Here is a 25237-nt window from a genome sequence, read left to right on the forward strand (position 1 = left end):
TCTTATTCACGTTCACAGCGTGCTCCCATCATGGTAATCGCCTGATTTAAACTCTCCTGCGGGAGCGTATAGGTCGCCCGGCAGCGTTCCTGCGCACTGTCGCCCCATTGAATAAGCAGCTCGCCGCTCAATGGCAGACCGCTAAGGTAAATTTGCCCCTCTTCGCCCGCCATACTGGTGACGCCGCTGTTGACCTCGCGCACAATCGCGCCAAACGGCACAAAACGATCGCCCCGGCGCACGGTGATCAGCGCACGCACGCCAATTCGCGTATCAAACGCCGCACGCACCAGCGCGCCACGGGTTGGCACCACGCTGCTGACGTTATTTTCCACGTCCGTGTGGTCATTCATGGAATTGGTATCGAGCGCCACGCGGTTATAGCGATACACCGTGGCGTAAGGCATGACGGCGTAGCCGCGCCAGTCGGTTTTCACCCCGGTCTGGTTTTCGACTTTCACACCGCTGGCGCCCGGCGCTTTGATAAGCACGTTGGTATCGCCCAGCGGTTGGCTGAACGTCACGCCATCGGCATGACCGACCACGCCACCGGCCAGTTGCCAGTTAAAGTCATGCTGGTCACGGGAGTAGTTGTAGCCTGCGCCAACCGTACCGTACGTCGCCTGCCAGTTGGCGGAAGCACTGCCGCTGGAGCCGTTGTTGCTGGTATGGCCCTGCGTCACGCTGTAGTTCAGGTTGCGACCTTCCAGCAGCGTGCCGCTGACGCCGGTTTGCCAGCTGCTATCGCCGTCTTTATTACGGCTGGCGGAGGCAGTGGCATAGGCGCGGTCCAGTACGCTATCGCGACGATAGCCATTCGGCGTAAACAGGCTGAACGGAATGGAGACGTTCGCAGAAACAATACGATCGGTGCCGTCGATACCCACCGACCGGTTCCACGACCAGCTCAGCGAGTAGCTTATGCCTTTCCAGCCGCCGGCATAGCCAAGCTGATACCAGATATTGGAATCGCTGGTTCCCCAGTAGGTTTGCTCGCTACCGGAGAGATACACCGAACCGTAATCCCCCAGCGATTGCGAAATATTGACCTGGAAACGCCCTTTTTTACTCCAGGTGAGGTTGTGATAACTCACCACATCCGGCACGCCGTTTTTATCGTTTTCCGTTTCGGAATACTCATACCCGGACATCCGTTTCCACGCCACGTCATCAAGGGTATAAAAACCGCGCGTCGAGTAGCGATAACCCAGAAGCTGGAAGTTGGTGCCGTAGCCATTCAGGGATTTCGCGTACAGGAAACGCAGAGACTGCCCTTCATGCCAGCTGTCGTCTGCTAACTGGCTGCGCGCATGGGTCACATCGAGAGAAATCGCGCCCCAGTCGCCGAGATTTTTCCCCGCGCCAATGGCTGCTGCCGCGTAGCGCGATGCCATCTGCGTGCCACCGTAAACGGTATAACCGCCCGGCAGGCCGACAATCATCGTGCCCTGACCAAAGAACGGCGTATCTTTCTGGCTATTACCGCTGCGATACTCCCCGGCGACCAGATCATACTTCAGCCGCCCTTCGCGTTGCAGCAACGGCACCGTGGAATAGGGTACGGTATAGCGCTGCTGGCTACCGTCTTTCTCCTCTACGGTCACCTCCAGGTCACCGCTCGAAGAGGTTGGGTTCAGGTCGCTAATCGCAAAGGCGCCCGGCTGGACGTAGCTTTGATAAATTACATAGCCGTTCTGACGGATCACCACCTTCGCTGGCGTACGCGCAATACCGCGAACGGTCGGCGCATAGCCCTGCAAGCTGTCCGGATACATACTGTCTGAGGAGTAAAGCCGGCCACCGCGAAAACCGATGCTGTCGAACACGTCATTGCCGGTATTGCTGTCGCCCAGCACCATTTCGCTTTTCAGCGGGATAATCGAGCGCTGCAGCCAGGTACCGATATTCTCCCATTCGCTGTGGCGCTGTCCGTTATTACGGGTATAGCGCCACGCGCCGTTATTACGCAGCCGCCACGGGCCGTAGTTCAGGCCGCTTTGCAAGTTGAGATAGTGACTGTCGTCATCGCTGCCTTTGTTACCGGTCAGGCTATAGTTCAACAGCAGCGCTGGAATGCCTTCATCCCACTCGTCCGGTGGAATATAACCGCGCGCGCTGTTGCTCATCGCCGCCTGTGGCAGGCTGAGTCGCAGGCGTAACGAGGCGAAATCAAACGCCACGACGCTACCTGGCAGCAGGTTTTCCAGCGCCACACAGCTCTCTTTCGGTTCACTCGCCAGCGCCGGGAAGGCCGTCATGTTGACGCCCAAACGCTGTAAGAAATCGCGCTGAATACAGGGCGCGAGGCCCGCAGCGGGAGGGGCCGCCCCTTCGGCGGCGACAAAGGTGAGATCCTGGGTGCCGATAAATTCATCGTTACGCCAGATATCGACGCGATACACGCCCGGCGCTTGCTGATGCCCCTGCTCAAAACGCGAAAGATCGGCCACCGAGGCCGTATCTTCCGACAAAAATGCGGGGTTAAAGTAGCTCTCGCCGCGCCCGTTGGGTGACCAGAGCGCCGCCATCACAGCCAGCGTCAGCATACTGAGCGGGTGAAGGTTTTTCATGGTGTTGGCCTGCCCTGGCTTCATCAAAGGTTTACGCGGTGAACGGGCGTAATCGCCCCGTAATCATTGACGCTCTGCCACGAAAGCGTACCGCTCGCCGAGGCGGGAATCGCCTGCTGGGCGCTGTTTTTCGGCGCAATCATCAGGTTGTTGATGCGCTGACCACCAAGCTGCAAATTGACAAGCGTGACGTAATAAGGCGACGCATTGGTCACCTTCAGATGCGTGCCGCTGCGCTCAAAACGCAGGTGCGACAGGGCCTCTTCCGGCGGCATCGCCAGATTTTTTGGGCGAACGAACAGTTTGATACGCGACAAAATCGCCAGTTGCAGAACGTTCTTCCCTTCGATATTCGCTTTATTGACGGACGGAATCGCCTTCACGTTCATCCAGAACAGCGACTCGCGATCGGACGGTAAAGGCTGCCCGGCGTAAATAATACGCAGGGTGTTTTCACTTTTTGGCTCACTGACGAACAGCGGCGGCGTCACAACGAAGGTTGATTCTTTTTTCCCAAGGTCGTTTTCAATCCATGCGTTAATTAAATAACGTTCTTTATCATTGCTGTTAGTGATGGCCAGCGACGTCTGTTTGGCGTCTGCCGGGTAAATAACGCGCGTAGCGCCCAGTGCCACTCCCCCGGATGCCTGCGCAGGCAGCGAGACACACAGCAGTAAAAATGACAGGGCCATGCTTGATTTAATAATTGCGTTAATCACAACAATACCTTTTCTTTATTTGACGCTTCAGGGATAAAGCAACGTAAACCAGACATCAGACTGAATGGCGCCTGGCATAACCTGGCCGGAAATAGCCCGATAGCGCGCGCTGAAATGAAATATCAGCTCATCATCATTAATAGGAAAATAGGAAACCGGCTGGGCGTTCGGAATAATGTGCCGCTGGCTATTATCAAATAACGCCAGCCCTACCCCGCTGTTTGGTTGACGGCCATCGACGCGCGACGTGGTCATAAACACCAGCGGATCTTCCGTTGGCGTCAGCCCCTGGAAGGCAATCCCCACGGTCTGCGAGACATCTTTTCGGCAGTCGACCAGGCGTAGCGTAAACGGCACCTGCGTGGTGGCAAAGCTTCCCGGCCCGGTAAACGCGTTGGTCCGGTACTGCCCCATCTCGATGCGCATATTCTGGCTTTCAGTGGCGACAGCACAGGCGCTGTTAACCAGCTCACCGCGCATTTGTACCTTTCCACCTTCGATGATAACTCTGTGCGCCAGCGCGGGCAGAGAAAGCATCAGCGTGGCCAGCAGGAACACAATCCCTCTCATTCGTGGCTCTCTTCAGGTGATTCGAGCCTCATCCCTGAGGCAATGTCACTCCCTGTATTAGCGATTACTCGTACTTCATCACAAAGGTCGCGTCCGCGTTCGCCTGACCCGGCTCTGCGGTATCCGCCGTTGCTTTGTAGCGCGCGGTGAAGTTCAGGGTGTTAGTGCCCTGCAGCAGAGTCTGCGCAGAAGAGAAGGTTGCGCCATCCGGGCTCAGCGTTTTCGATTTGCTGTCGAGGATCTCGATACCTACGCCTTTCGCCGCGGTATTGTTGTTGGTGGCGTTAACCGCCAGCAGCGTTGCGTCGGTGGCGTCAGCCTGGCCGCTGAATGCAACAGCAGCGGTTGCGGAAACGCTCGGATCGCAATCGTTCAAAACGATAGTGAACGGCATATTGGTGGTGGTATCGCCGACTGCAGTAAATTTCGCCGTGCGATACTGGCCCAGTTCAACAATTTGATCTGAAGACTCAGTATTTACCGCACACGCTGCGTTGACTAATTCACCTTTAAAGTGAACGCTGCCGCCATTAACGGAAACCGGCGCAGCCTGTGCGGCACCCGCCATTAATACGAAAGACGCCATCACAGTAGAGGCAATAGTACTCAGTTTCATAGGTATTCCTTGATGAATTAAAACATTGTGACGAACCGAATATCCTGTACGACTCGCATGACATAGCACGGCAAATAATTGCCAGACCGCATAACCTCAGCATCCCTGAGAGAGTTAAAAACACTGCCAAATAATGGACAGCGAGATATTCCGGCGAGGACACCGGAAGAACTTTATTTCGACGGTAAGGTACAGAAATTAAATAAGAGAAAATACGTATAAACACTGAGCCCAGGCTAAGCCACGTCCTAATTTTCACCAGGACAAAACCCTGCAAGCCGTAAGACTATCGTCAGCGGGAAGGGCTTTCGCGCGAAAACTCGCAAAGGATGACTGACAGAAAGCCCCGCATCTGACAAAATATGGCCATCCCCCTTTCGAAAGTGACAGATGGAATCTTCTCTCTGATGGCAGCTAAGATTATTGACGGTAAAACGATTGCGCAGCAGGTGCGCTCTGAGGTTGCGGAAAAAGTGCAGGCGCGCGTTGCAGCAGGAAAACGTGCTCCCGGGCTTGCCGTTGTGCTGGTTGGCAGCAATCCGGCCTCACAAATTTATGTCGCAAGCAAACGCAAAGCCTGCGACGAAGTGGGGTTCGTCTCCCGCTCTTATGACCTGCCGGAAACCACCAGTGAAGCCGAGCTGCTGACGCTTATCGACACCCTGAATGCCGACAAAACCATTGATGGCATCTTAGTGCAGTTGCCGCTTCCGGCGGGCATCGATAATGTGAAAGTGCTGGAACGCATTGCGCCCGATAAAGACGTTGACGGTTTTCATCCGTATAATGTGGGCCGCCTGTGTCAGCGCGCGCCGCGTCTGCGCCCGTGTACGCCGCGCGGTATCGTTACGCTGCTTGAGCGCTATAACATCGACACCTATGGGCTGAATGCCGTCGTTATCGGCGCATCTAACATCGTAGGCCGCCCGATGAGCATGGAGCTGCTGCTGGCCGGTTGTACCACCACCGTAACTCACCGCTTCACCAAAAACCTGCGTCACCATGTCGAAAATGCCGACCTGTTGATTGTCGCCGTCGGTAAACCGGGCTTTATTCCGGGCGATTGGATCAAAGAAGGCGCTATCGTCATGGATGTCGGCATTAACCGACTGGAAAATGGCAAAGTAGTGGGCGATGTGGTTTTTGAAGATGCGGCAAAACGCGCGTCTTACATTACCCCGGTTCCGGGCGGCGTCGGCCCGATGACCGTTGCAACACTTATTCAGAATACGCTTCAGGCCTGTGAAGAGTATCACGACGTCGAGGAAGCATAATGGCCACATTCTCTTTAGGAAAACACCCGCACGTTGAACTGTGCGATCTGCTGAAACTGGAAGGCTGGACCGAAAGCGGCGCGCAGGCGAAAATCGTCATCGCCGATGGTCAGGTGAAAGTTGACGGCGTGGTTGAAACGCGCAAGCGTTGCAAAATCGTCGCCGGACAAACGGTGAGCTTTGCGGGGCAGAGCATTACCGTCGCCCCTTAATCGCCCACCTTCTATAGCCCTTAATTTTTAAGGGCTTTTTTTGGCAATGAGTAAAGCAATCAAAGGAATTGATATGTTTTATTATCTATTTATATCAGCAATCGTTTTATTTTCCTCTGTGTCCCAGGCTAAGGTAGGCGGTGACGATAATAAGCCCGTCTGGTTTAATAACCAGGTCACCGCTTACCACTATTCTGATTTTAATTTTTGGGGAAAGAATAAAGAACCTTTCTGTGGAGGCAGTAGCGATGAATACGCCGCGACGGCGGACCAATGGCTGGGTAGATATGCTGTAACACGTGAAGATAAAACCTGGTACCGCATTATTCCCGATGATAATTCTACTGCCGATATTGCACCACAGTGCTCGATACAATATATCGACACCACTGACGGAAAATTTGCCGTTACGACCGATCATACTGAGTGCAGGTTAATTCTTGCCAGCACGCAAAAGGCTGGCCCCATTCCAGCCGGGCAAAAAGGCGCACTACTCGATTTCGGTAAATATTACGCCTTTCTTCCCTTACAACAGGTTGAAACACTTCCAGGCCGCTATCCAGAGGCCTCGCGTAGCCCCATCAACCTGCGCTGGAAACAGCCGAATGTCAGTACAGTTGCCGATATTCGCATCATGCTTAACGAGATCTTTGCCCGCTACGGTTACATCTTTACTCCCGGCGGCGAAATGGATACCTGGTTCAGAGCGCAGCCGTGGTACAAACCGAAGTATAGTGATGTCTCCGCGCTGCTGACCGATACCGAGCACGACAATGTCAAATACCTGAAGTCAATCCTTTCAGATGAAGTTCAACAGGATAAGCAGCGATTATTCAAAGCGGTGACGGACTTTTGTCGGGCCGTTAAAACGGAAAATATTCAGTACATTCTTAGCAATATACCTGAGAGCATAAGTTACGATGCAGATCAATTAATGACAAAAGATGTATTTCAGGAAAGAATGCCTGAATTTCTCGACATAATGAAACGCCCTGAAAATTGTGGTCAAAAACTCCCTAATTTATTAAAAGATAACATTCTTAATAAGACCATTTATGATTACTCGAATAACATTGAACTGGAATACGACCAGAAGAAAAAGAAATATCTTCTGAGTTACATTGCCTGGGACGAGCGTTGTGTAAAAAACAATGAGCAAATTGAACTATCCGGATTTATCGTTAAACGCTCGTCGCCCTATAAAGAAACGGCTGAAACCCTGATGTTGAAAACGGTTGAATTCCCTTGTGTTTCGGGCTCAAAGGCTAGCAACATTTATGTGATGCTTGAGGTTCCCGCACAGGAATATGATGATTATATTAAAAATATTTATCGTAAAGTGACACTGAAGGGAAAAGTGAAAGTTAACCCCGAAAAAAATGCCATTCTCCCGGTGTCGCTTATTGTTGAACCCCACACATTACAGCAATAGCTGACATTGCCGGGAGGCGCTGCGCTTGCCCGGCCTACAAAACCATGCAAATTCAATATATTGCTGGCAACGTGCGCGCTGTTGTTGCCGGATGCGGCGTAAACGCCTTATCCGGCCTACAAAATCATGCAAATGCAATATATTGCAGAGACCGCGCAGGCCTGATAAGCGAAGCGCCATCAGGCAAAAAACAGAAGGGAGCCGAATGGCTCCCTTCTGTACTTCCGGCCTTACCAGCCGTATTTCACCCCCAGCATCCCCTGGGTGTCGCTGTAGCCCTTGTCGCCCATCTGCACGCCCACGTTGCCCCACACGCTCAGGTTTTGACTCAGCTTCCCTTCCACACCCGTGCGCACTTCGCCCAGGTTGCGCGAGCCGTCGCGGCTGACGCGTACCCCGTCCATCCGCACACCGTAGGTTTCACTGTTGTAAATCCAGTTCGCCTCCACGTACGGCTGGAACTCGCGGCCTTTCCCTTCATCCAGCTTATTATGACTATTGAGGAAGGTCTTCACGCCCAGACGCGTCTGCACGTTGCCGTCGCCTTCGCTGCGGATACGCGTGCCGTCATGACGGGTGTGCGCATCGTCCTTCACGCCCATCCACGTCACCTGCGCCTGCGGCTGTACGTACCAGCTGTTCAGCGTGCCCGCGCTGCCGCTGAACTCGCCCGCCTTTAGCGTGTACCCCGCTTCCAGCGAGGCCGTCAGCCCCTTCGACCGGTAGTCGTCGCGCTCGCGGTTGTCCGCTTCCACGCTGTTGTCGAACCAGCTGTACAGCAGCCAGCTGTCCACGTACGCCCCGCTGCGGTCGGCTTCGTTCTGGTACCACGTGCCGTACACCCCGGCGCTGTAGCCGCTGACGCGCCCGTCTGAGTCATAGCCCGCCCGGTCGCTGCGGGTGTTACTATGCGCGTTGGCGTAACCGCCCATCACGCCCAGGTGGAAACGGTCCTGCCCGCTGGTGCTCCACTGCGCCACTTCGCCCCCCACCTGTAACACGTAGCGGTTGCTCTGCGTTTTCAGCTGACCGTCTCCTGCCTGCGAACGCTCATGCCCGCCGACGTGACGCATCCACAGGCTGCCCGCGAAGCTCTCCTCGTCATGCAGCCCTTCCGTATACTGCGGCTCGCCCAGACGGTCGTGCAGACGGTGCGTGAAGAAGCTGTTGGCCGTCGCCAGGTTGCTGATGTAGCTCCCCGCTTCCGGGCGCAGTACCGATGGCCCGGTCGGGTCGACAATCGGCGGCTGTGCCGGGGCGACAGGATCTATCGGCTCCACAGGGTCAACGGGGTCCACAGGATCTACCGGAGTCACAGGTTCCACCGGGTCAACCGGATCTACCGGCGTTACTGGAACCACTGGGTCAACCGGGTCGACTGGATCGACTGGATCGACTGGGTCTACAGGATCAACAGGGTCGATGGGTTTCACCGGGTCAACCGGCGGTGTGCCCGTCCACTTACTGGTCAGATACCAGTTGGCGGCATTCTCGCCCTGCCCTTTCGCCAGCGTATACACCCATGCGCCCGCTTCCACCGTGCCGGTGGTCAGGGCGAAGTTACCCGCCGAGTTGCCGCCGACATTGACCAGTTCAATACCATAATTGGATTCAGCCCCGGAACCGCCGACGTTGTTCACCTGCACGCGGGTATTTCCTGAAGTGTCGCCCTTCACCGTCAGTTTATCGGTGGCCGACTGGTCATCGCCCAGCTCGGTGTTGAAGGCCATCAGGCCGTTATTGCCCGTGTAGTTGCCGTTCACCACCAGCTGATTGCCCGGCTGTGCGCCAGGCTGGTTCATCAGCACCGTGCCGCTGTTATGCAGGTTGCCGCCCACCGTGGTCTGCGCCACCGCCAGCGTGCCGCCCTGACGGATATCCATATCCCCCGCCGTGCTGCCGAAGCCCGAGAGCATCGCCCCGTCGTGGATATTCACCTGCTGGCTCGCCATCGCCACTGCGCCGTCTGCATCTGCGCCGAGCGCCAGCACGCCGCCGGTGATGTCCGTGGTGCCGGAATATCCCGCAGAATCTGCCGTTAACGTCAGCGTGCCGCTGCCCTGTTTATTCAGGTTGCCGCTGCCGGAGACCGCATGGCTCAGCGTCCAGTTGCTGTCGGTAGCCACCGTCAGCAGGCCGTTATCCGTCACGTTCGCCATGCCCAGGTTCGCCGCGTCCGTGACCGTCATGGCGCTGTCCGCCTCGATACGGAACTGCCCGCTGAAACTCTGGTTGTCGCCGGACACCGCCACAGCCGAAGCCTGCGTCGCGTCAACAATGCCCGCGCCGCTCAGGCTGTTGAGCAGCGTCCCGGTGACGCCATTCAGCGTCAGGATGCCGTCATCAATCACGTTGCCGCTGCCCGCGCCCTGCGCATCGTTCAGCACCACTTCCGCTGCACTTTCGATGGTGGTGGTGGCACTCAGACCCGCGTTCGCCCCGTCAATGGTCAGCACGCCGCCCGCCACGCCGAGATGGCCCGCCCCGGTCAGGCTGCCCTGGCTGGTGCCGCCGTTCTGCAGCGTCAGGCTGCCGCCGTTGAGCGCCAGCGTGGAGCCTGCTTCTCCGGTGAGCAGGCCCGCCGTCTGCGTGGTGCCGTTCAGGTCGGCAAGAGCACCGTCACTGATAACCAGCGCCGAGGTGTTGCCCAGCGCGCCGTCCGCATCGGTACGCAGCGTGCCCGCCTGCACCTGCGTTTCGCCGCTGTAGCGGTTACTCACATTCGACAGCGACACCAGCCCGGCAGTATTGATGCCAAGATTCCCCTCGCCGGAGATAGCCGCCGACATATCTGCCGCCGCCCCCTGCGCCCCGGCGTGCTCGGCCAGCACCAGCGTTTGCCCGGTGTGGATATCCAGCGCCTTCAGGCCATAGTTAACATACAAACCATCGCCCGGCTCGGTGGTCAGGCGGAAACCGTAATCCCCGTCCGCCACCACATCACCGTTCTGCGCAATGGCGATGCGTACACCTTCCGCCACCGGGTCGCCGTTCTGGTCCGTCAGCGTCAGCGCACCGCCGGAGCCGGTCACCTCCTGCGCATGCACCAGCAGCACGCTCACATTGGTGTCATCCTGCTCCAGCAGATTCAGCGTGGTATCCGCGTTTTCCGCACCCGGATCGTCCCACTCCTCGGCCACCGTGACCTGCACATTGCCGCTGTTGGCGACCAGCGTCGGCGTCTGAACCACGCCCTCGGCCTGCGTATCGGCAGGCATCGAAACATCAAACGCCAGCGTACCGCCGTTCATATTCAAACTGCCAATCTGTTGTGCACCGTCGCCGACGGTGGTGGTATTACCCGCATCCAGCTTCAGCGTCGCCTGCGTCAGCGCCAGGGTGTTATCGCCGGAAAGATCGAAGGTGCTGTTTTTAAGCTCTGCGGTACCGGTAAAAGCGCTGCCGGTGGTGTCGGTAAAGCTGAAGGCGTTATCCACGCTGGCAAGGTTGACCTGCAGCAGGCCGTTACCGGTCAGCGCGTTGCTCAGGGCATAGTCGCCGGTATCTTCACTGACTCCCGTCACCGACAGCGTACCCGCGTCGGCAATATTCACCGCGCTGCTGCCCAGCCCGGTGTTGCCGGTGCTGGAGTGCGAGGCCACGGTAAGCGTGCCGCCGTTCACCTGCGTGCGCCCGCCGTAGCTGTTTTCGGCGGTAAGGACGGTGTGACCCGCGTCCTGAATGACCACGCCATTCTCGCCTGAGATCAGCGGATTAAAGGCATAACCCGTTGCAGAATCATCGGTATGATTAAAGACCAGTGAACCGTTGCCTGCACCGAATGCCACGCTGCCGGTGATATTCCCGGCCACCGTGGCATTTGCTCCGTGTGCTGCGCCAATGTTGAGGGCGCCACTTCCCCCTTCGCGGCTGGCAATCACCAGGCCAGCGGTATCCAACGCCAGCGTTCCCGCATTACTCAGCGTCACTGCCCCCGTTCCGAAATCGCCAATCACCATGTTATTGCCTTGCAGCAGAGAGCCCTCGCCATCCACCACAATCTGTCCATCTGCCGTTGCCAGGGAACCCAGAGAGATAGCATCTGCCGTCACCCTCCCTGCAGAATTAACAGTGAGTGCGCCATTTCCCTGATAGCCCACATTAAGCGCAGAGGTGCTGAACGTTGAGCCACTTCCCGTTACATCCGTTTTTCCCACCGCCGTGATGAAGCTTCCAATATCCACATCACCGGCATTAACCTTGCCGCCGCTGGCAATATTGAGCGTACCAGAGCCGGTCTGCCCGACGTAGAGCGATTGTCCGACGTCCTCTTTATTGACGATATTGAGCTGTCCACCGCTATTGACGTTAATCGTCCCGTCAGTCTCTTCCAGACGTGCAACGGAGACTTGCCCGGTACTGGATACCGCCGCGCCATGGGTAATGTTGAGCGAACTATTTCCGGCATCGCCAATCAGCAAGCCGGTGACGTCAAAGCGGGAGTTATTGCCATCAACATTCACGACCGCAGCTGAGCCTTCGTACTTACCAAGCGTTGTATACCCCGCGGATACTCGGCCACCTGATGAAATCGTCAAGGCAGCATTAGCTTTATAACCCAGGGTAAACAAGCTGGTATTCGAGATATTCCAACGGCCGCCCGTCGAGACCAGCACCGAGTTGTCCGTATCGTTCTGGTAACCGATAGTTGAACTTCCCTCCGTGTTCACTTCAGCGTTTTCGGTCACACTCATGGAGCCCTGACCGTTATAGCCCACCATGAGGCGGCCCGTGTTCAGACTGGAATTTCTACCACTTACTGTTATTGTGCCAGCCTTTTCACCTGAAGAGCCGACATAAATAACCTTAGCACTTGCCGTTCCCCCATTAAGAACATTAAGACTGCCTTCGCCACTGTTTCCTATATGGAGTTCGTCGTTATCGAGGATTAAAACACCTGAATCGCTGACATTCACTACATCAGCCTCTCCAGCACTCATGCCAATATGGTTATAGTCTTTACTGCCGATGGTAAGTTTACCACCAGAAAGAATATTGAGGATTGCACTCTTGCCGCTTCTATTACCGCCTCCAACTTTTAAATTATTATCAGAAACTTCGCTGTTGATATTTACTGTTTTCCCATCCGCAATATTCATTTCGGAAAAGGCAGACCCAGAAATAGCCATCATGACAAAAAAGGAAAGCCACGCCTTCGGTGATAGCGTAAAACAGCCAGCAGGATTAAGGTTACCAGAACTTTCCGGTTGCTGACGTTGATCAACGGATGATGATTTACGTTTGCCACTCGCTAATTCCGAACAGACCTGAAATACGTTTAATGTACTATTCCATATTACGCGGTAACTCTTATTCATTGCAGTGTCTCCATGCTACTGCGCCACGACTAACAGCGGGGATGCGGTTCGTCAGGCTAAACACAGAGCCATGAGTAAATCCGCACCGCGCGGTATATTTTAATTTAAGCTTTAATACTTTTATTACACGTACAGAACACCCATAGCATTTAATAAAAACGCTAAAGAAATGAAATATATTTCAAGTAATAAATTTACTCGCGGTTACAATTCGAGTCTCACACCACGAAATAAAACTGTCAATACGACACCAGTTTCTGGATGACGCAATTAATTAATCACCGAAGTTATCTACTCCGAAAAATTCTTACAGACTCATTCTCAGCACGTCTGAAAAATGTCTCATCCCCTTATTCCGGACAAATACCGATGAGATTTTTACATCTTTGCATAAGACTTTTACTCTCATTCCTGCGGCATACATCAAGAGCGAAATAGCACGATTAGTTAAACCATCCACAGGCATTACCCCTCTCGTCATAGCGATTGAATATCGATCAACTTCAAAAAATCGCAATCTCATCTGGCTTTCTATGAAAATCTTGTTGCGGAATTTCTACGTTTCTTCGACCATTAGTAGAACGTTCTACTAGAACGTTCTACTTACAATAACAGCGCAATCTAAGCGCACTTTATGGTCTCCAGTCGGGGGAATGGGTATGGGTCTGTTAAGTGGTATTGTTAAATCATTGTCAAAACTATCGATGATTGGTCGCGCATTAATGCTGCCAATCTCACTCCTGCCTGCGGCCGGTTTGCTGCTGGCGTTCGGTGATAAGTTCCATCTGCCGCTGATGATGAACGCAGGTGGGGTTATTTTCGATAACCTGCCGATGTTGTTCGCGATTGGATCTGCGGTAGGGCTGGCGTCGGAATCGGGTATCGCAGCACTCTCTGCCGCCGTTTCCGTGTTTGTCACCAATATCACTATCGGTACCGTGCTGGGAATTACGCCGGAAATGGCCTCTCAGGGCGGGAAATATGCGATGGTGGTCGGGATTCCAACGCTGCAAATGGGCGTCTTTGGCGGCCTTATTTGCGGTATCCTCGCGGCCTGGTGCTATAACCGCTTCCATGAAATGCAGTTGCCGGAATTTCTGGGGTTCTTCTCCGGCAAACGTTTTGTCGCCATTGCCACGGCGGTGCTGTCATTCCTGCTCGGCCTGCTGCTACCCTACGTCTGGCAGCATATCCAGGCAGGTATTGATGCGCTCTCCACGGTGGTGAACGGTGATAATCAGGCGGCATCAACGTTTATTTTTGGTCTGGTCGAACGCGCGTTGATTCCGCTTGGTCTGCATCACATCTGGTATCCCTCTTTCTGGTACTCCTTTGGCGACTACACCACGCAGGCAGGCCAGATTATCCACGGCGACCAGACTATCTGGTTCAAAATGCTGGAAGAAGGGGTGAAATCCTTCAGCAGCGATACCTATCAGAATGCTGGTAAATTCATGCAGGGCGAATTCCCACTGATGCTGTTTGCGCTGCCTGCCGCGTGCCTGGCGATGTATCACGAAGCGAACAGCAAAAACAAAAAGATCGCCTTTGGTATTCTGTTCTCCGCCGCACTCACCTGCTTCCTGACCGGGATCACCGAGCCGGTTGAGTTCACCTTTATTTTCGTTGCACCAATCCTTTACGTCTTTAACGCCATCATGGCCGGGCTGGCGTATATGTGCATGTTCCTGTTACACGCGCATATCGCGAAATCCTTCTCGGCGGGGATGATTGACTATATTTCGTTCGGCATTCTGCCGTCGTTTAATGGTTACCAGACCAACTTCCTCAGTGCGGCAATCGTCGGTATTCCGATGGCGATTATCTATTACTTCACCTTCCGATTCGTGATCCGCCGCTTTGATATCAAAACGCCGGGCCGCGCAGACGTAGTCGCGGATGCGAAAGATAAAACCGACACCGAGCTGGCGACAGAAATTATTGCCTTGCTGGGCGGTGCGCAGAATATCGATTCGGTCGGTTCCTGCATTACCCGCTTGCGCCTGGAAGTGTCGCAGGGTGATAAAGTCGATAAAGATGGCCTTAACGGGGTTGGGGCGCGCGGCGTGGTATTTGTCGGGGATAAAGGTATTCAGGTTATTTTCGGTGCCAGAGCACAATTTATCGCTCAAACCATGTCCACGATGATTGGCAAATAATACTATGCCGATCGACGACGCCTCCGTTACGCTTGAGGGGGCGTCGTGGCATGAATTGAGCATTTTCAGGGAGCGGAATTGAAGAAAGTCAGCATTATTGATGTCGCAAAGCAGGCGGGCGTATCGGTGTCAACCGTGTCGCTGGTGTTGCGTCAGAAAGGGAAAATTTCTGACGCGACGATCGGCAAAGTCCAGGCCGCCATTGATGCGCTCGGTTACGTTCACAACGTCGCTGCCGCCAACCTTCGCGCGAATACCTCCAACCTTATTGGCCTGATCCTGCCTGATTTTAGCGACAGTTTTTCCATTAAGGTGATGGCAAGTATCGTGCAGGAGCTGGAAAAACAGGGGTTTATGGTTTTTCTCGGCCAACCGCTCAACAGCCATGATCATTTAGAACGCTGCCTGCTGTCGTTTAAACAGCAGGGCGTAGCGGGCGTTATCTACCTCGCATCTGACGCCTTCAGCCCGCATATTCCGGATAAAATTCGCCACTGTCCGCTGCCCTTTGTGGTGGTTTCCCAGTCGCCGCTTGATGAGCAGTGCAATCTGGTGATGCGCGATAACCGTCAGGCCGCCGTTTTTGCCGCACGTTATCTGATTGAGCGTGGGCATCGCAGCATTGCCTACATTGGCGGGCGCGAAGACGATTTAATTCGCCAGCAGCGGCTGGCAGGTTTTCGCAGCGTGCTAACGCAATATGGGCTGGTGAATCGCGAAGAAGCGACGCCATGCTGTAGCGAAGATACCCACGCAGCCAGCCTCGTCACACGTCAGTTGCTGGAGAAAAACAACACCATCACCGCCCTGCTGTGCCACTCGCCTGCTGCGATGATTGGCAGCATAAACGGCATTCACCAGATTGGGCGCACGGTTGGGAAAGATGTATTTTTGACTCAGCAGGTCGCGCTGATTGGCTTTGAAGATATGCTCAATGTGAATCTCACCTCCCCCTCTTTTACCTATGTCTCGTCGTCAAGCGAAGAGACCGGGCGGCAGGCGGCGGGCTTAATGCTGCGTAAGCTCAAAGAACCAGAACTGCAAATGCAGAAGATTACGCTTTCCGGTCAATTAATTACCCGCGAATCGGCATAATTTCAGAATTGTGAGCGGGCCTTACTGCGCCCGTTTGCTGTTATATTCTCCTGATTTCTCCGGGAATGTTTCGCCATGCCAACCGTTATCACACACGCCGCCGTACCGCTGTGCCTGGGCTTAGGCCTTGGCAGCAGAGTCATCCCGCCCCGTTTGCTGTTTACTGGCGTTGTGCTCGCCATGCTCCCCGACGCTGACGTGCTGGCATTTAAGTTTGGCGTGGCGTACGGCAATGCTTTTGGTCATCGCGGGTTTACTCATTCTCTGCTTTTCGCGTTCGTGGTTCCGCTATTATGCGTGCTGATTGGCCGACGGTGGTTCCGGGCCGGGTTGGTTCGCTGCTGGCTCTTTCTGACCGTATCGTTGTTATCACACACTCTGCTGGATTCAGTGACAACGGGCGGTAAAGGTGTTGGCTGGCTGTGGCCGTGGTTGGATGAACGCTTCTTTGCGCCGTGGCAGGTAATAAAAGTCGCGCCGTTTGCGCTATCGAGTTACACCACGCCGTACGGGCATCAGGTGATTTTTTCGGAGTTGTTGTGGGTGTGGCTGCCGGGCGTGGTGTTGATGGGAATCTTGTGGTGGCAAAGGCGCTAAAAAAGCCGGGTGGCGGCTTCGCCTTACCCGGCCTACGGTATCGCCCTGTCTGAAGGCCGGATAAGACGCAAAGCGTCGCCATCCGGCACAACCACAGTTATTTACGACGCCAGGTTGTCCCTTGCGGACCATCTTCCAGCACGATCCCCATCTCATTCAGACGGTCACGCGCCGCATCCGCCGCGGCCCAGTCTTTCGCTTTACGCGCATCGAGACGCTGCTGAATCAGGGCTTCGATTTCCGCGACTTCACCGTCGTCAACCTGCGCACCACTTTGCAGGAACGCTTCTGGATCTTGTTCCAGCAGGCCGAGAACAGCCGCGAGCGTACGCAGACAAGTAGCCGCCGCATTCGCTTCTTCGCTGTTGCCAGCCTGTTTGGCGTTGTTCACTTCTTTCGCCAAATCAAACAGCACGGCATAAGCCACCGGGGTGTTGAAATCGTCATCCATCGCTTCTTTAAAGCGGTCGACATACTGCGCGCTGCGAACGAATTCAACATCCGTTGCCGAGGTGCCGCGCAGCGCCGTATAGAGACGCTCCAGCGCGGAACGCGCCTGTTTCAGGTTGTCTTCGCTGTAGTTCAGCTGGCTGCGATAGTGGCCGGACATTAAGAAGTAACGCACGGTTTCTGCGTCGTAATACTTCAGCACGTCACGCACGGTAAAGAAGTTGCCGAGCGATTTTGACATCTTCTCGCGGTCAACCATCACCATCCCGGAGTGCATCCAGTAGTTAACGTATTCGCCGTCGTGCGCACAGGTAGACTGCGCGATTTCGTTTTCATGGTGCGGGAACATCAGGTCAGAACCGCCGCCGTGGATATCAAAATGATGCCCCAGCTGTTTGCAGTTCATCGCGGAACATTCAATGTGCCAGCCCGGACGGCCTTCGCCCCACGGCGACGGCCAGCTCGGTTCACCCGCTTTCGACATTTTCCACAGCACGAAGTCCATCGGGTTACGTTTCACTTCCGCGACTTCGACGCGCGCGCCGGCCTGCAACTGCTCCAGATCCTGACGCGACAGTTTGCCGTAGTTCGGATCGGTCGGCACGGAGAACATCACGTCGCCGCTTTCTGCGACATATGCGTGACCGCGTTCAATCAGACGTTCAGTAATCTCGATGATTTCATGAATATGGTGCGTCGCGCGCGGTTCGGCATCCGGGCGCAGAATGTTCAGCGCATCGAAATCTTTATGCATTTCGACAATCATGCGATCGACTAACTGCACAAAACTTTCGCCGTTTTCATTGGCGCGTTTGATGATTTTATCGTCGATATCGGTGATGTTGCGGACGTATTTCAGCTTGTAGCCAAGAAAACGCAGGTAACGGGCTACCACATCAAAGGAAACAAAGGTACGTCCATGACCGATATGACAGAAATCGTAAACGGTAATTCCACACACGTACATGCCGACTTCACCGGCGTGAATAGGCTTAAATTCCTCTTTTTGGCGGGTCATTGTATTGAAGATTTTTAGCATCGATAATTCCATGTTGACGTGTGTGATCTGGGCTTGCGCCTGAAACGGCGTATTCTACCTTTAATTCAACTCTGAAGCAGCACACATTGCAAGGTGATCGAACCTCGCGGTTATGCTATAACAGGCGCCTATATACGACTCGCACGCGAGTTAACGCACCACTATAACGGAACAGGATGCAGAAATGGTTACTTTCCACACTAATCACGGCGATATCGTAATCAAAACTTTTGATGACAAAGCGCCGGAAACAGTTAAAAACTTCCTGGACTACTGCCGCGAAGGTTTCTACAACAACACGATTTTCCACCGTGTAATCAACGGCTTTATGATTCAGGGCGGCGGTTTCGAGCCGGGCATGAATCAGAAAGCGACCAAAGAGGCTATCAAAAACGAAGCCAACAATGGTCTGAAAAACACCCGTGGCACGCTGGCAATGGCGCGTACTCAGGCTCCGCACTCCGCAACCGCGCAGTTCTTCATCAACGTGGCTGACAACGACTTCCTGAACTTCTCCGGCGAAAGCCTGCAGGGTTGGGGCTACTGCGTATTCGCAGAAGTCGTCGAAGGTATGGACGTGGTTGATAAAATCAAAGCTGTCGCCACCGGCCGCAGCGGTATGCACCAGGACGTTCCGAAAGAAGACGTTGTAATCGAAAGCGTGACCGTCAGCGAGTAATCGTGGCGACACTCTTTATTGCAGATTTGCACCTGCAAACAGAAGAACCGGCGATCACCGCCGGTTTTCTGCGTTTTTTAGCCGGTGAAGCGCGTCGCGCCGATGCGCTCTATATTCTCGGCGATCTCTTCGAAGCCTGGATTGGCGACGACGACCCGAACCCTCTGCACCAGCAAATTGCCCACGCTATCAAAGCGCTGGTCGATTCCGGCGTTCCCTGCTATTTCATTCACGGTAACCGTGATTTCCTGCTCGGCAAACGCTTTGCCCGGGAAAGCGGCATGACGCTGCTGCCAGAGGAACAACGCCTTGAGCTGTACGGTCGCCCGCTGTTGATTCTGCACGGCGACACGCTTTGCATTGATGACGCAGGCTATCAGGCGTTTCGCGCCAAAGTACATACGCCGTGGATCCAGAAAGTCTTCCTGGCGCTGCCGCTGTTTATCCGCCAGAAAATTGCCGCCCGCATGCGCGCCGACAGCAAAGCCGCCAACAGTCATAAATCGATGGAGATTATGGATGTGAACCCGCAGGCCGTTGTGGATGTGATGGAAAAGTACCACGTGCAGTGGCTGATTCACGGGCACACGCATCGCCCCGATGTGCATACATTGACCGCTAACGGCGAACCCGCGTATCGCGTAGTACTGGGTGCGTGGCATACGGAAGGGTCAATGGTGAAAGTGACAGCTGAGGATGTTGAATTACTGCGTTTTCCTTTTTGAACGGCGTAAAAGTATTCCGCTTGTTTATCTTGTGTTAGATCGCGCCAGATGCTGGCAATAATAAATCCCCATCAACATTTCATTATCACCATTCGCCTCACGCATTAATAATATCGCAAACATTAATTAAGAAAATATATTCTGAATAATATCGGGACCATTTGTGCGATTGGAAAGAGCGATGCTATAGATTTATCATTGGATGGTGGTACCATTTAGTTTTTATATTTAACTCATAGAAAAAAATACTACCACAAGAGATCATCATGAATAAAAGATATCTTAGGCAATCGATAATCATTATCGGCCTACTCTTCACGCTTACAGGATGCGAACCTTCAGAATCATCTGAAGAAAAAGCAGCAATAACACAATTCCATACACAACTGACTGCCGCCCAATACCATGATATTTACATTAACTCCTCTTCATCTTTTAAAGATGCAACATCAGAAAAAGATTTAACGACATTCCTGGAACAAGCTAAATCCCACTTAGGCAGTTATAACGACGACAGCACAGGATTTTATAAAAAAAGTACTACTGTAAAAACGAATGGGCCTTCTATTACTCGCCTGTATTACCATTCTTCATTTGCCAAATATGCGTCAGTAGAGGAAGTATTCAGTTTTGAAGAAACAGATGATGGTATAACATTAGCAGGGTACCACTATGAGGCATCAACTGACAAACCATTGGAATTAGCAGAAGAAAAAATTGTAATCGCACAGTTCAGAACACAATTAGCTGCTTCGCAGTATCATGAAATATATACTGCCACTTCATCTACATTTAAAGATAAGATATCAGAAGAGGATTTAACGAAAGTGCTAGAAAAATCCAAATCTGATTTAGGTAGTTACAATAGCGAAAGCGCAAAAATTTATAAAAGACGCGTATTATTTTCGACTAAACCAAGTATACCATCACTTAACAGACTAAATTATCGTTCTTCATTTAGTCGATATCCTTCAGTAGAAGAAGAGTTCACTTTTGAAGAAACCGAGAATGGTGTAAAACTCGCGGGTTATGGCTATACGGCCTTACCCCAATGACACGCTGAATCATCTAACCAGCCGGGTATTGAGCTTATGCCCGGCTTAGAGAGTGTGTGTTGAGCCACGCAACGCAATCGTTTTCCTCCCCTCTTTTCCATGCTATTCTCTGTGGCCTACAACGTCGTGTGCAGCACACCCACAGGAGTTTTAAGACGTATGTCTTCCCGCAATAATCCGGCACGTATCGCTATCGTGATGGGGTCCAAAAGCGACTGGGCTACCATGCAGTTTGCTACCGAAGTTCTTGATATCCTCAATGTTCCTCATCATGTCGAAGTGGTTTCCGCCCACCGCACGCCCGATAAGCTGTTCAGCTTCGCCGAAACCGCGGAAGAGAACGGTTATCAGGTGATCATTGCAGGCGCAGGCGGCGCGGCGCATCTGCCAGGCATGATTGCGGCGAAAACCTTAGTGCCGGTGCTGGGTGTGCCAGTACAAAGCGCCGCCCTGAGCGGCGTCGATAGTCTCTATTCCATCGTGCAAATGCCGCGCGGAATTCCGGTCGGGACGCTGGCGATTGGTAAAGCCGGTGCCGCTAACGCCGCCCTGCTGGCTGCGCAAATTCTTGCTCAGCACGATGCTGAACTGCATCAACGCCTGGCGGAATGGCGTCGTGCGCAAACCGATGAAGTGCTGGAAAACCCGGATCCGCGGGGTGACGCATGAAGCAGGTTTGCGTATTAGGCAACGGTCAACTGGGGCGTATGCTGCGCCAGGCTGGCGAGCCGCTGGGTATCGCCGTGTGGCCCGTTGGCCTGGAAGCTTCGCCGGAAGCGGTGCCGTTCCAGCAAAGCGTGATCACCGCTGAAATCGAACGCTGGCCAGAAACCGCGCTAACCCGCGAGCTGGCGCTGCATCCGGCATTCGTTAACCGCGACGTATTCCCGATTATTGCCGATCGTCTGACGCAAAAGCAGCTGTTCGACAAACTCAGCCTGCCAACCGCGCCATGGCAACTACTGGCCGAACAAAACCAGTGGCCCGCCGTGTTTGAACGTCTGGGGGAGCTTGCGATCGTGAAGCGTCGCACCGGCGGTTACGATGGTCGTGGGCAGTGGCGTTTGCGCGCAGATGAAACCGCACAATTGCCGCAAGAGTGTTACGGCGAATGTATTGTGGAGCAGGGTATTAATTTCTCCGGTGAAGTCTCACTGGTTGGCGCGCGAGCTCACGACGGCAGCACCGTGTTCTATCCGCTGACTCACAACCTGCATCAGGATGGTATTCTGCGCATAAGCGTGGCGTTCCCGCAGGCGAACGCACAGCAGCAGGATCAGGCCGAAAGCATGCTGTCAGCGATTATGCACGAGCTGAACTATGTTGGCGTGATGGCGATGGAGTGCTTCGTTACTCCTGCCGGGTTGCTGATTAACGAGCTGGCTCCTCGCGTACACAACAGCGGGCACTGGACGCAAAACGGTGCCTCCATCAGCCAGTTTGAGCTGCATCTGCGTGCCATTACCGATTTACCGCTGCCACCGCCGGTGGTTAACAGCCCGTCTGTGATGGTAAACCTGATTGGTAGCGACCTGAATTACGACTGGCTGAAGCTGCCGCTGGTGCATCTGCACTGGTACGATAAAGAGGTTCGCCCAGGCCGTAAAGTGGGTCACCTCAACCTGAACGACAGCGATACCGGGCGTTTAAGCGCAACGCTTGAAGCGCTTACCCCGCTGCTGCCGCCAGAATACGCCAGCGGAATTAGCTGGGCACAGTCAAAACTGGTTTAAGCCTAACGTGCCGGGGAACGATCCTCCCCTTCCCCGGCTCCCGTCACAAGCGTAGAATCCCGTCCGAGTTTCCCTCCCGATTTTTACAGAAGGATTTGCCCATGAATAATGGGACGGATTACCGGGCCATTTTGACCGCCGGTACCCCCATCATTGACGTTCGCGCTCCCGTCGAGTTTCAGCAAGGCTCGTTGCCTGCGGCAATCAACCTGCCGTTGATGAACGATGACGAACGCGCCGCGGTCGGTACCTGCTATAAGCGTCAGGGCCCCGATGCGGCATTGGCGCTGGGCCATCAGCTAGTATCCGGCGAGACGCGCCAGCAGCGCATTGATGCGTGGCGGGCAGCCTGTGCCCGTTTTCCACACGGCTATCTTTGCTGCGCGCGCGGTGGCCAACGATCGCACATCGTGCAGGCGTGGCTAAAAGAGAGCGGCATCGATTATCCGCTGATTGTCGGTGGCTACAAGATGCTGCGCCAGGCGGCGATTCAGGCAACCGAAGCGCTGGTTCAGCATCCCATTATTTTGATTGGCGGCTGTACCGGAAACGGTAAAACGCCGCTGGTACGTCATCAACCTTTTGGTATCGACCTGGAAGGGCTTGCCCATCATCGTGGTTCTTCATTTGGCCGCACGCTGGACGCGCAACATCAGCAAGCCACCTTTGAAAACCATCTGGCCAGCGCGCTGCTTCAGCGCAGTCACGGGCAGGAAAACGTGCGCTGGGTGCTGGAAGATGAGGGGCATATGATTGGCGCGAATCACCTGCCGGAGTGCCTGCGCGAACGCATGGCGCAATCCCCGATTGCGGTGGTGGACGATCCGTTTGAGTTGCGCCTTGAGCGCCTGCGCGCAGAATATTTTACGCATATGCATCAGGCATTCATTGACGCGTACGGCGAAGAGAAAGGCTGGGCGGAGTACAGCGAATATCTGCATCACGGATTGTTCGCCATTCGTCGTCGCCTTGGCCTGCAACGCTTCGCCGAGCTGACGCAAAAGCTTGACCAGGCGCTTGTTGAGCAGCAGCAGAATGGTTCAACCGAACCGCACTTTGCCTGGCTGGTGCCGCTGCTTAACGAATATTACGACCCGATGTACCGCTATCAGCTGGAGAAAAAGGCCAGCAAGATAGTCTTTCGCGGCACATCGGAGGCGGTGGAGCATTGGTTGTTGGGGCATTAGCGGGCGTCGGGTGGCGCTGCGCTTACCCGACCTACAAGCGATGCGAAATGTAGGCCGGATAAGCGCCAGCGCCATCCGGCATCAGCGCCGCTCGCGTTTATCCGCTCGCTTCGCCAGCCAGTCGCCCAACATCTGCACCACCTGCACCAGCACAATCAGCGCGATAACGGTCACCACCATCACCTGGGTTTCGTAACGGTAATAACCGTAACGAATCGCCAGGTCGCCCACCCCGCCGCCGCCGACAATCCCGGCCATCGCCGAGTAGCCGATTAAGCTCACCAGCGTAATGGTCAGGCCGCGCAGCAGCCCGGCGCTGGCTTCCGGCAGCAGGACGGTACAGATAATCCGCATCGGGCTGGCCCCGAACGCTTCCGCCGCCTCAATAATGCCTTTATCCACTTCGCGCAGGGCACTATCAACCAGCCGCGCGTAAAACGCTATCGCCGCAACGGAAAGCGGCACCGACGCCGCAATTGGCCCGATGGTGTTGCCGAGCAGAAACTGCGTGAGCGGCAACAGCAGGACCAGCAGGATCACAAACGGCACCGAGCGAATAATGTTCACCAGCACCGACGACACCAGGTACACAAAGCGGTTTTGCCAGAACAGATGGCGGTCGGTGACAAAAATCAGAAAACCGAGCGGCAGGCCGCCGACAATCGCCAGCACCGTCGAAATACTCAGCATCTGGAAGGTTTCGTTAAAGGCCAGCGTTAAATCCGGCAGTAAATCATCCACGGATCACCTCCACCTGTGCCGTATTTTCCCGTATGTAGGCCACCGCAGCGTCTACGGACGTTGGGTTATGCGGAGCGGTGAGTTGCACCACTAAAATCCCCAACGCCCGCTCGGCGATATACTCAATTTTGCCGTGCAGAATATTCACCGCCACGCCAAACTTCACCGCCACTTCCGACAGCACCGGCTGCTCAGCCGAATCACCGATGAACAGAATCTTCAGCAACTGGCCCGGCAAATGTTCGCGCAGGCGCTCGGGCAGCGTCAGGTTCAGCGTATGCGACACCAGTTGCCGGGTAAACGCGTGCTGTGGATGGGCGAAGACATCAAATACCTCGCCGGATTCCACCACTTCGCCGCCGGACATCACCGCCACGCGATCGCAAATGGTTTTGATCACGTTCATTTCATGGGTGATCAGCACGATCGTGATCCCAAGCTTCGCGTTGATCTCTTTCAGCAGCGCCAGAATGGTGGCCGATGTTTCCAGATCCAGCGCTGATGTCGGTTCATCACACAGCAGTACGTCCGGGTGATTCGCGATGGCGCGGGCAATTCCCACGCGCTGTTTCTGACCACCGCTGAGCTGTACCGGGTAGCGGTTCGCTTTATCGGCAAGCCCCACAAGCGCTAAAATCTCCGTCACGCGCGGCGCAATTTTATCGCGATCCCAACCTGCGGCTTTCAGGCTGAAGGCGACGTTCTGGGCCACGGTGCGGGTGTGCATCAGATTAAAGTGCTGAAAAATCATGCCAATGCGCTGCCGCGCTTTGCGCAGATTTGCGCCTTCAAGCGCGGAGATCTCCACGCCGTTAACCTTAACGCGGCCTTCGCTCGGGCGCGTTAGGGCGTTAAGCGTGCGCAGCAGCGTACTCTTCCCCGCCCCGCTGGTGCCGACAATACCGAAGATTTCGCCCGCGCCAATATGCAGGCTGACGTTATTCACCGCCCGCGTGGCCGACCCGTGGGCGGTGGTAAAATCCACGCAGACCTTTTCTATCTCAATCATACTCACCTCAGAAATGCGAAAAGGGCAGACGCGTCTGCCCTGTCAGGTTGCGTCCTG

The 25237-nt window shown here is 54.5% G+C and carries 20 protein-coding genes; 12 read left to right on the forward strand and 8 right to left on the reverse strand.

Annotation, left to right across the window (positions count from 1 at the left end):
- Positions 1-2: 2 nt before the first annotated feature.
- The 4 genes from G163CM_RS11550 to fimA all read right to left on the reverse strand — a co-directional run bounded on the left by G163CM_RS11550 (position 3) and on the right by fimA (position 4475).
- Entirely contained in the window at positions 3-2570 is a 2568-nt protein-coding gene (locus G163CM_RS11550) for a fimbrial biogenesis usher protein (protein ID WP_231828288.1), read from the reverse strand.
- Between the two features lie 23 nt (positions 2571-2593).
- The gene (fimC, locus tag G163CM_RS11555) at positions 2594-3262 is read right to left on the reverse strand and encodes a type 1 fimbria chaperone FimC (protein WP_167405930.1); all 669 of its coding nucleotides are present in this window, start codon (positions 3260-3262) and stop codon (positions 2594-2596) included.
- Positions 3263-3316: 54 nt separating this feature from the next.
- Positions 3317-3859: a type 1 fimbrial protein subunit FimI gene (fimI, locus tag G163CM_RS11560; RefSeq protein WP_015965475.1), complete on the reverse strand. Its 543-nt coding sequence runs from the start codon at positions 3857-3859 to the stop codon at positions 3317-3319.
- Between the two features lie 64 nt (positions 3860-3923).
- On the reverse strand, positions 3924-4475 hold the full coding sequence (gene fimA / locus G163CM_RS11565; protein ID WP_231828289.1) for a type 1 fimbrial major subunit FimA: 552 nt from the start codon (positions 4473-4475) through the stop codon (positions 3924-3926).
- A 407-nt stretch (positions 4476-4882) separates the two neighbouring features.
- Between fimA and folD the strand changes: the two genes are divergently transcribed.
- From folD to G163CM_RS11580, 3 genes are read left to right on the forward strand one after another with little or no spacing between them, the layout of a single operon-like run.
- Positions 4883-5749: a bifunctional methylenetetrahydrofolate dehydrogenase/methenyltetrahydrofolate cyclohydrolase FolD gene (folD, locus tag G163CM_RS11570; RefSeq protein WP_015965477.1), complete on the forward strand. Its 867-nt coding sequence runs from the start codon at positions 4883-4885 to the stop codon at positions 5747-5749.
- Positions 5749-5961: a ribosome-associated protein YbcJ gene (ybcJ, locus tag G163CM_RS11575; protein WP_231828290.1), complete on the forward strand. Its 213-nt coding sequence runs from the start codon at positions 5749-5751 to the stop codon at positions 5959-5961. The genes folD and ybcJ overlap by 1 nt, the downstream gene beginning before the upstream one ends.
- 46 nt (positions 5962-6007) lie before the next feature.
- Positions 6008-7393: a DUF4459 domain-containing protein gene (locus G163CM_RS11580; RefSeq protein WP_231828291.1), complete on the forward strand. Its 1386-nt coding sequence runs from the start codon at positions 6008-6010 to the stop codon at positions 7391-7393.
- Between the two features lie 230 nt (positions 7394-7623).
- Here the strand turns inward: G163CM_RS11580 and G163CM_RS11585 are convergent, their stop codons facing one another.
- The gene (locus tag G163CM_RS11585; RefSeq protein ID WP_231828292.1) at positions 7624-12711 is read right to left on the reverse strand and encodes an autotransporter outer membrane beta-barrel domain-containing protein; all 5088 of its coding nucleotides are present in this window, start codon (positions 12709-12711) and stop codon (positions 7624-7626) included.
- Positions 12712-13370: 659 nt separating this feature from the next.
- Here G163CM_RS11585 and G163CM_RS11590 point away from each other — a divergent pair.
- The 3 genes from G163CM_RS11590 (at position 13371) to G163CM_RS11600 (ending at position 16562) form a co-directional block, all read left to right on the forward strand.
- Positions 13371-14870: a PTS transporter subunit EIIC gene (locus tag G163CM_RS11590; protein ID WP_231828293.1), complete on the forward strand. Its 1500-nt coding sequence runs from the start codon at positions 13371-13373 to the stop codon at positions 14868-14870.
- 78 nt (positions 14871-14948) lie between these two features.
- Positions 14949-15965, forward strand: a complete 1017-nt coding sequence (locus G163CM_RS11595) for a substrate-binding domain-containing protein (protein ID WP_231828294.1) — start codon at positions 14949-14951, stop codon at positions 15963-15965.
- A 75-nt stretch (positions 15966-16040) separates the two neighbouring features.
- The gene (locus G163CM_RS11600) at positions 16041-16562 is read left to right on the forward strand and encodes a metal-dependent hydrolase (RefSeq protein ID WP_231828295.1); all 522 of its coding nucleotides are present in this window, start codon (positions 16041-16043) and stop codon (positions 16560-16562) included.
- Positions 16563-16659: 97 nt separating this feature from the next.
- On the opposite strand, the gene cysS is transcribed toward G163CM_RS11600, so the two are convergent.
- On the reverse strand, positions 16660-18051 hold the full coding sequence (gene cysS, locus G163CM_RS11605; protein WP_231828296.1) for a cysteine--tRNA ligase: 1392 nt from the start codon (positions 18049-18051) through the stop codon (positions 16660-16662).
- 184 nt (positions 18052-18235) lie between these two features.
- Here cysS and ppiB point away from each other — a divergent pair, with 184 nt between their 5' ends.
- The 6 genes from ppiB to mnmH all read left to right on the forward strand — a co-directional run bounded on the left by ppiB (position 18236) and on the right by mnmH (position 23430).
- Positions 18236-18730: a peptidylprolyl isomerase B gene (gene ppiB, locus G163CM_RS11610; RefSeq protein ID WP_015965485.1), complete on the forward strand. Its 495-nt coding sequence runs from the start codon at positions 18236-18238 to the stop codon at positions 18728-18730.
- Between the two features lie 2 nt (positions 18731-18732).
- Entirely contained in the window at positions 18733-19455 is a 723-nt protein-coding gene (lpxH, locus tag G163CM_RS11615; RefSeq protein ID WP_231828297.1) for a UDP-2,3-diacylglucosamine diphosphatase, read from the forward strand.
- 266 nt (positions 19456-19721) lie between these two features.
- On the forward strand, positions 19722-20510 hold the full coding sequence (locus G163CM_RS11620; RefSeq protein WP_231828298.1) for a DUF4019 domain-containing protein: 789 nt from the start codon (positions 19722-19724) through the stop codon (positions 20508-20510).
- A gap of 159 nt (positions 20511-20669) precedes the next feature.
- On the forward strand, positions 20670-21179 hold the full coding sequence (purE, locus tag G163CM_RS11625; protein ID WP_231828299.1) for a 5-(carboxyamino)imidazole ribonucleotide mutase: 510 nt from the start codon (positions 20670-20672) through the stop codon (positions 21177-21179).
- Positions 21176-22243: a 5-(carboxyamino)imidazole ribonucleotide synthase gene (gene purK, locus G163CM_RS11630; protein ID WP_231828300.1), complete on the forward strand. Its 1068-nt coding sequence runs from the start codon at positions 21176-21178 to the stop codon at positions 22241-22243. The genes purE and purK overlap by 4 nt, the downstream gene beginning before the upstream one ends.
- Before the next feature lie 101 nt (positions 22244-22344).
- A complete protein-coding gene (mnmH, locus tag G163CM_RS11635) occupies positions 22345-23430 on the forward strand; it encodes a tRNA 2-selenouridine(34) synthase MnmH (protein WP_231828301.1) in 1086 nt (361 codons plus the stop codon).
- Positions 23431-23511: 81 nt separating this feature from the next.
- On the opposite strand, the gene G163CM_RS11640 is transcribed toward mnmH, so the two are convergent.
- Together G163CM_RS11640 and sfbB are read right to left on the reverse strand one after the other, a co-directional pair.
- On the reverse strand, positions 23512-24171 hold the full coding sequence (locus G163CM_RS11640; protein WP_015965490.1) for a methionine ABC transporter permease: 660 nt from the start codon (positions 24169-24171) through the stop codon (positions 23512-23514).
- The gene (gene sfbB, locus G163CM_RS11645) at positions 24164-25180 is read right to left on the reverse strand and encodes a virulence-associated ABC transporter ATP-binding protein SfbB (RefSeq protein ID WP_231828302.1); all 1017 of its coding nucleotides are present in this window, start codon (positions 25178-25180) and stop codon (positions 24164-24166) included. Before sfbB ends, G163CM_RS11640 begins: the two co-directional genes overlap by 8 nt.
- Positions 25181-25237 lie beyond the last annotated feature (57 nt).

This window comes from Pseudocitrobacter corydidari (assembly GCF_021172065.1).
In the GTDB taxonomy this organism is placed as follows: domain Bacteria; phylum Pseudomonadota; class Gammaproteobacteria; order Enterobacterales; family Enterobacteriaceae; genus Pseudocitrobacter; species Pseudocitrobacter corydidari.

Bases quoted from the DNA above. Each gene is read 5' to 3' on its own strand.
- folD (WP_015965477.1), top strand. From the start codon at position 4,883: ATGGCAGCTAAGATTATTGACGGTAAAACGATTGCGCAGCAGGTGCGC.
- fimA (WP_231828289.1), bottom strand. From the start codon at position 4,475: ATGAAACTGAGTACTATTGCCTCTACTGTGATGGCGTCTTTCGTATTA.
- fimC (WP_167405930.1), bottom strand. From the start codon at position 3,262: ATGGCCCTGTCATTTTTACTGCTGTGTGTCTCGCTGCCTGCGCAGGCA.
- G163CM_RS11585 (WP_231828292.1), bottom strand. From the start codon at position 12,711: ATGAATAAGAGTTACCGCGTAATATGGAATAGTACATTAAACGTATTT.
- ppiB (WP_015965485.1), top strand. From the start codon at position 18,236: ATGGTTACTTTCCACACTAATCACGGCGATATCGTAATCAAAACTTTT.
- G163CM_RS11580 (WP_231828291.1), top strand. From the start codon at position 6,008: ATGAGTAAAGCAATCAAAGGAATTGATATGTTTTATTATCTATTTATA.
- G163CM_RS11590 (WP_231828293.1), top strand. From the start codon at position 13,371: ATGGGTCTGTTAAGTGGTATTGTTAAATCATTGTCAAAACTATCGATG.
- cysS (WP_231828296.1), bottom strand. From the start codon at position 18,051: ATGCTAAAAATCTTCAATACAATGACCCGCCAAAAAGAGGAATTTAAG.
- purK (WP_231828300.1), top strand. From the start codon at position 21,176: ATGAAGCAGGTTTGCGTATTAGGCAACGGTCAACTGGGGCGTATGCTG.
- G163CM_RS11600 (WP_231828295.1), top strand. From the start codon at position 16,041: ATGCCAACCGTTATCACACACGCCGCCGTACCGCTGTGCCTGGGCTTA.
- sfbB (WP_231828302.1), bottom strand. From the start codon at position 25,180: ATGATTGAGATAGAAAAGGTCTGCGTGGATTTTACCACCGCCCACGGG.
- fimI (WP_015965475.1), bottom strand. From the start codon at position 3,859: ATGAGAGGGATTGTGTTCCTGCTGGCCACGCTGATGCTTTCTCTGCCC.
- mnmH (WP_231828301.1), top strand. From the start codon at position 22,345: ATGAATAATGGGACGGATTACCGGGCCATTTTGACCGCCGGTACCCCC.
- G163CM_RS11550 (WP_231828288.1), bottom strand. From the start codon at position 2,570: ATGAAAAACCTTCACCCGCTCAGTATGCTGACGCTGGCTGTGATGGCG.
- purE (WP_231828299.1), top strand. From the start codon at position 20,670: ATGTCTTCCCGCAATAATCCGGCACGTATCGCTATCGTGATGGGGTCC.
- G163CM_RS11620 (WP_231828298.1), top strand. From the start codon at position 19,722: ATGAATAAAAGATATCTTAGGCAATCGATAATCATTATCGGCCTACTC.
- ybcJ (WP_231828290.1), top strand. From the start codon at position 5,749: ATGGCCACATTCTCTTTAGGAAAACACCCGCACGTTGAACTGTGCGAT.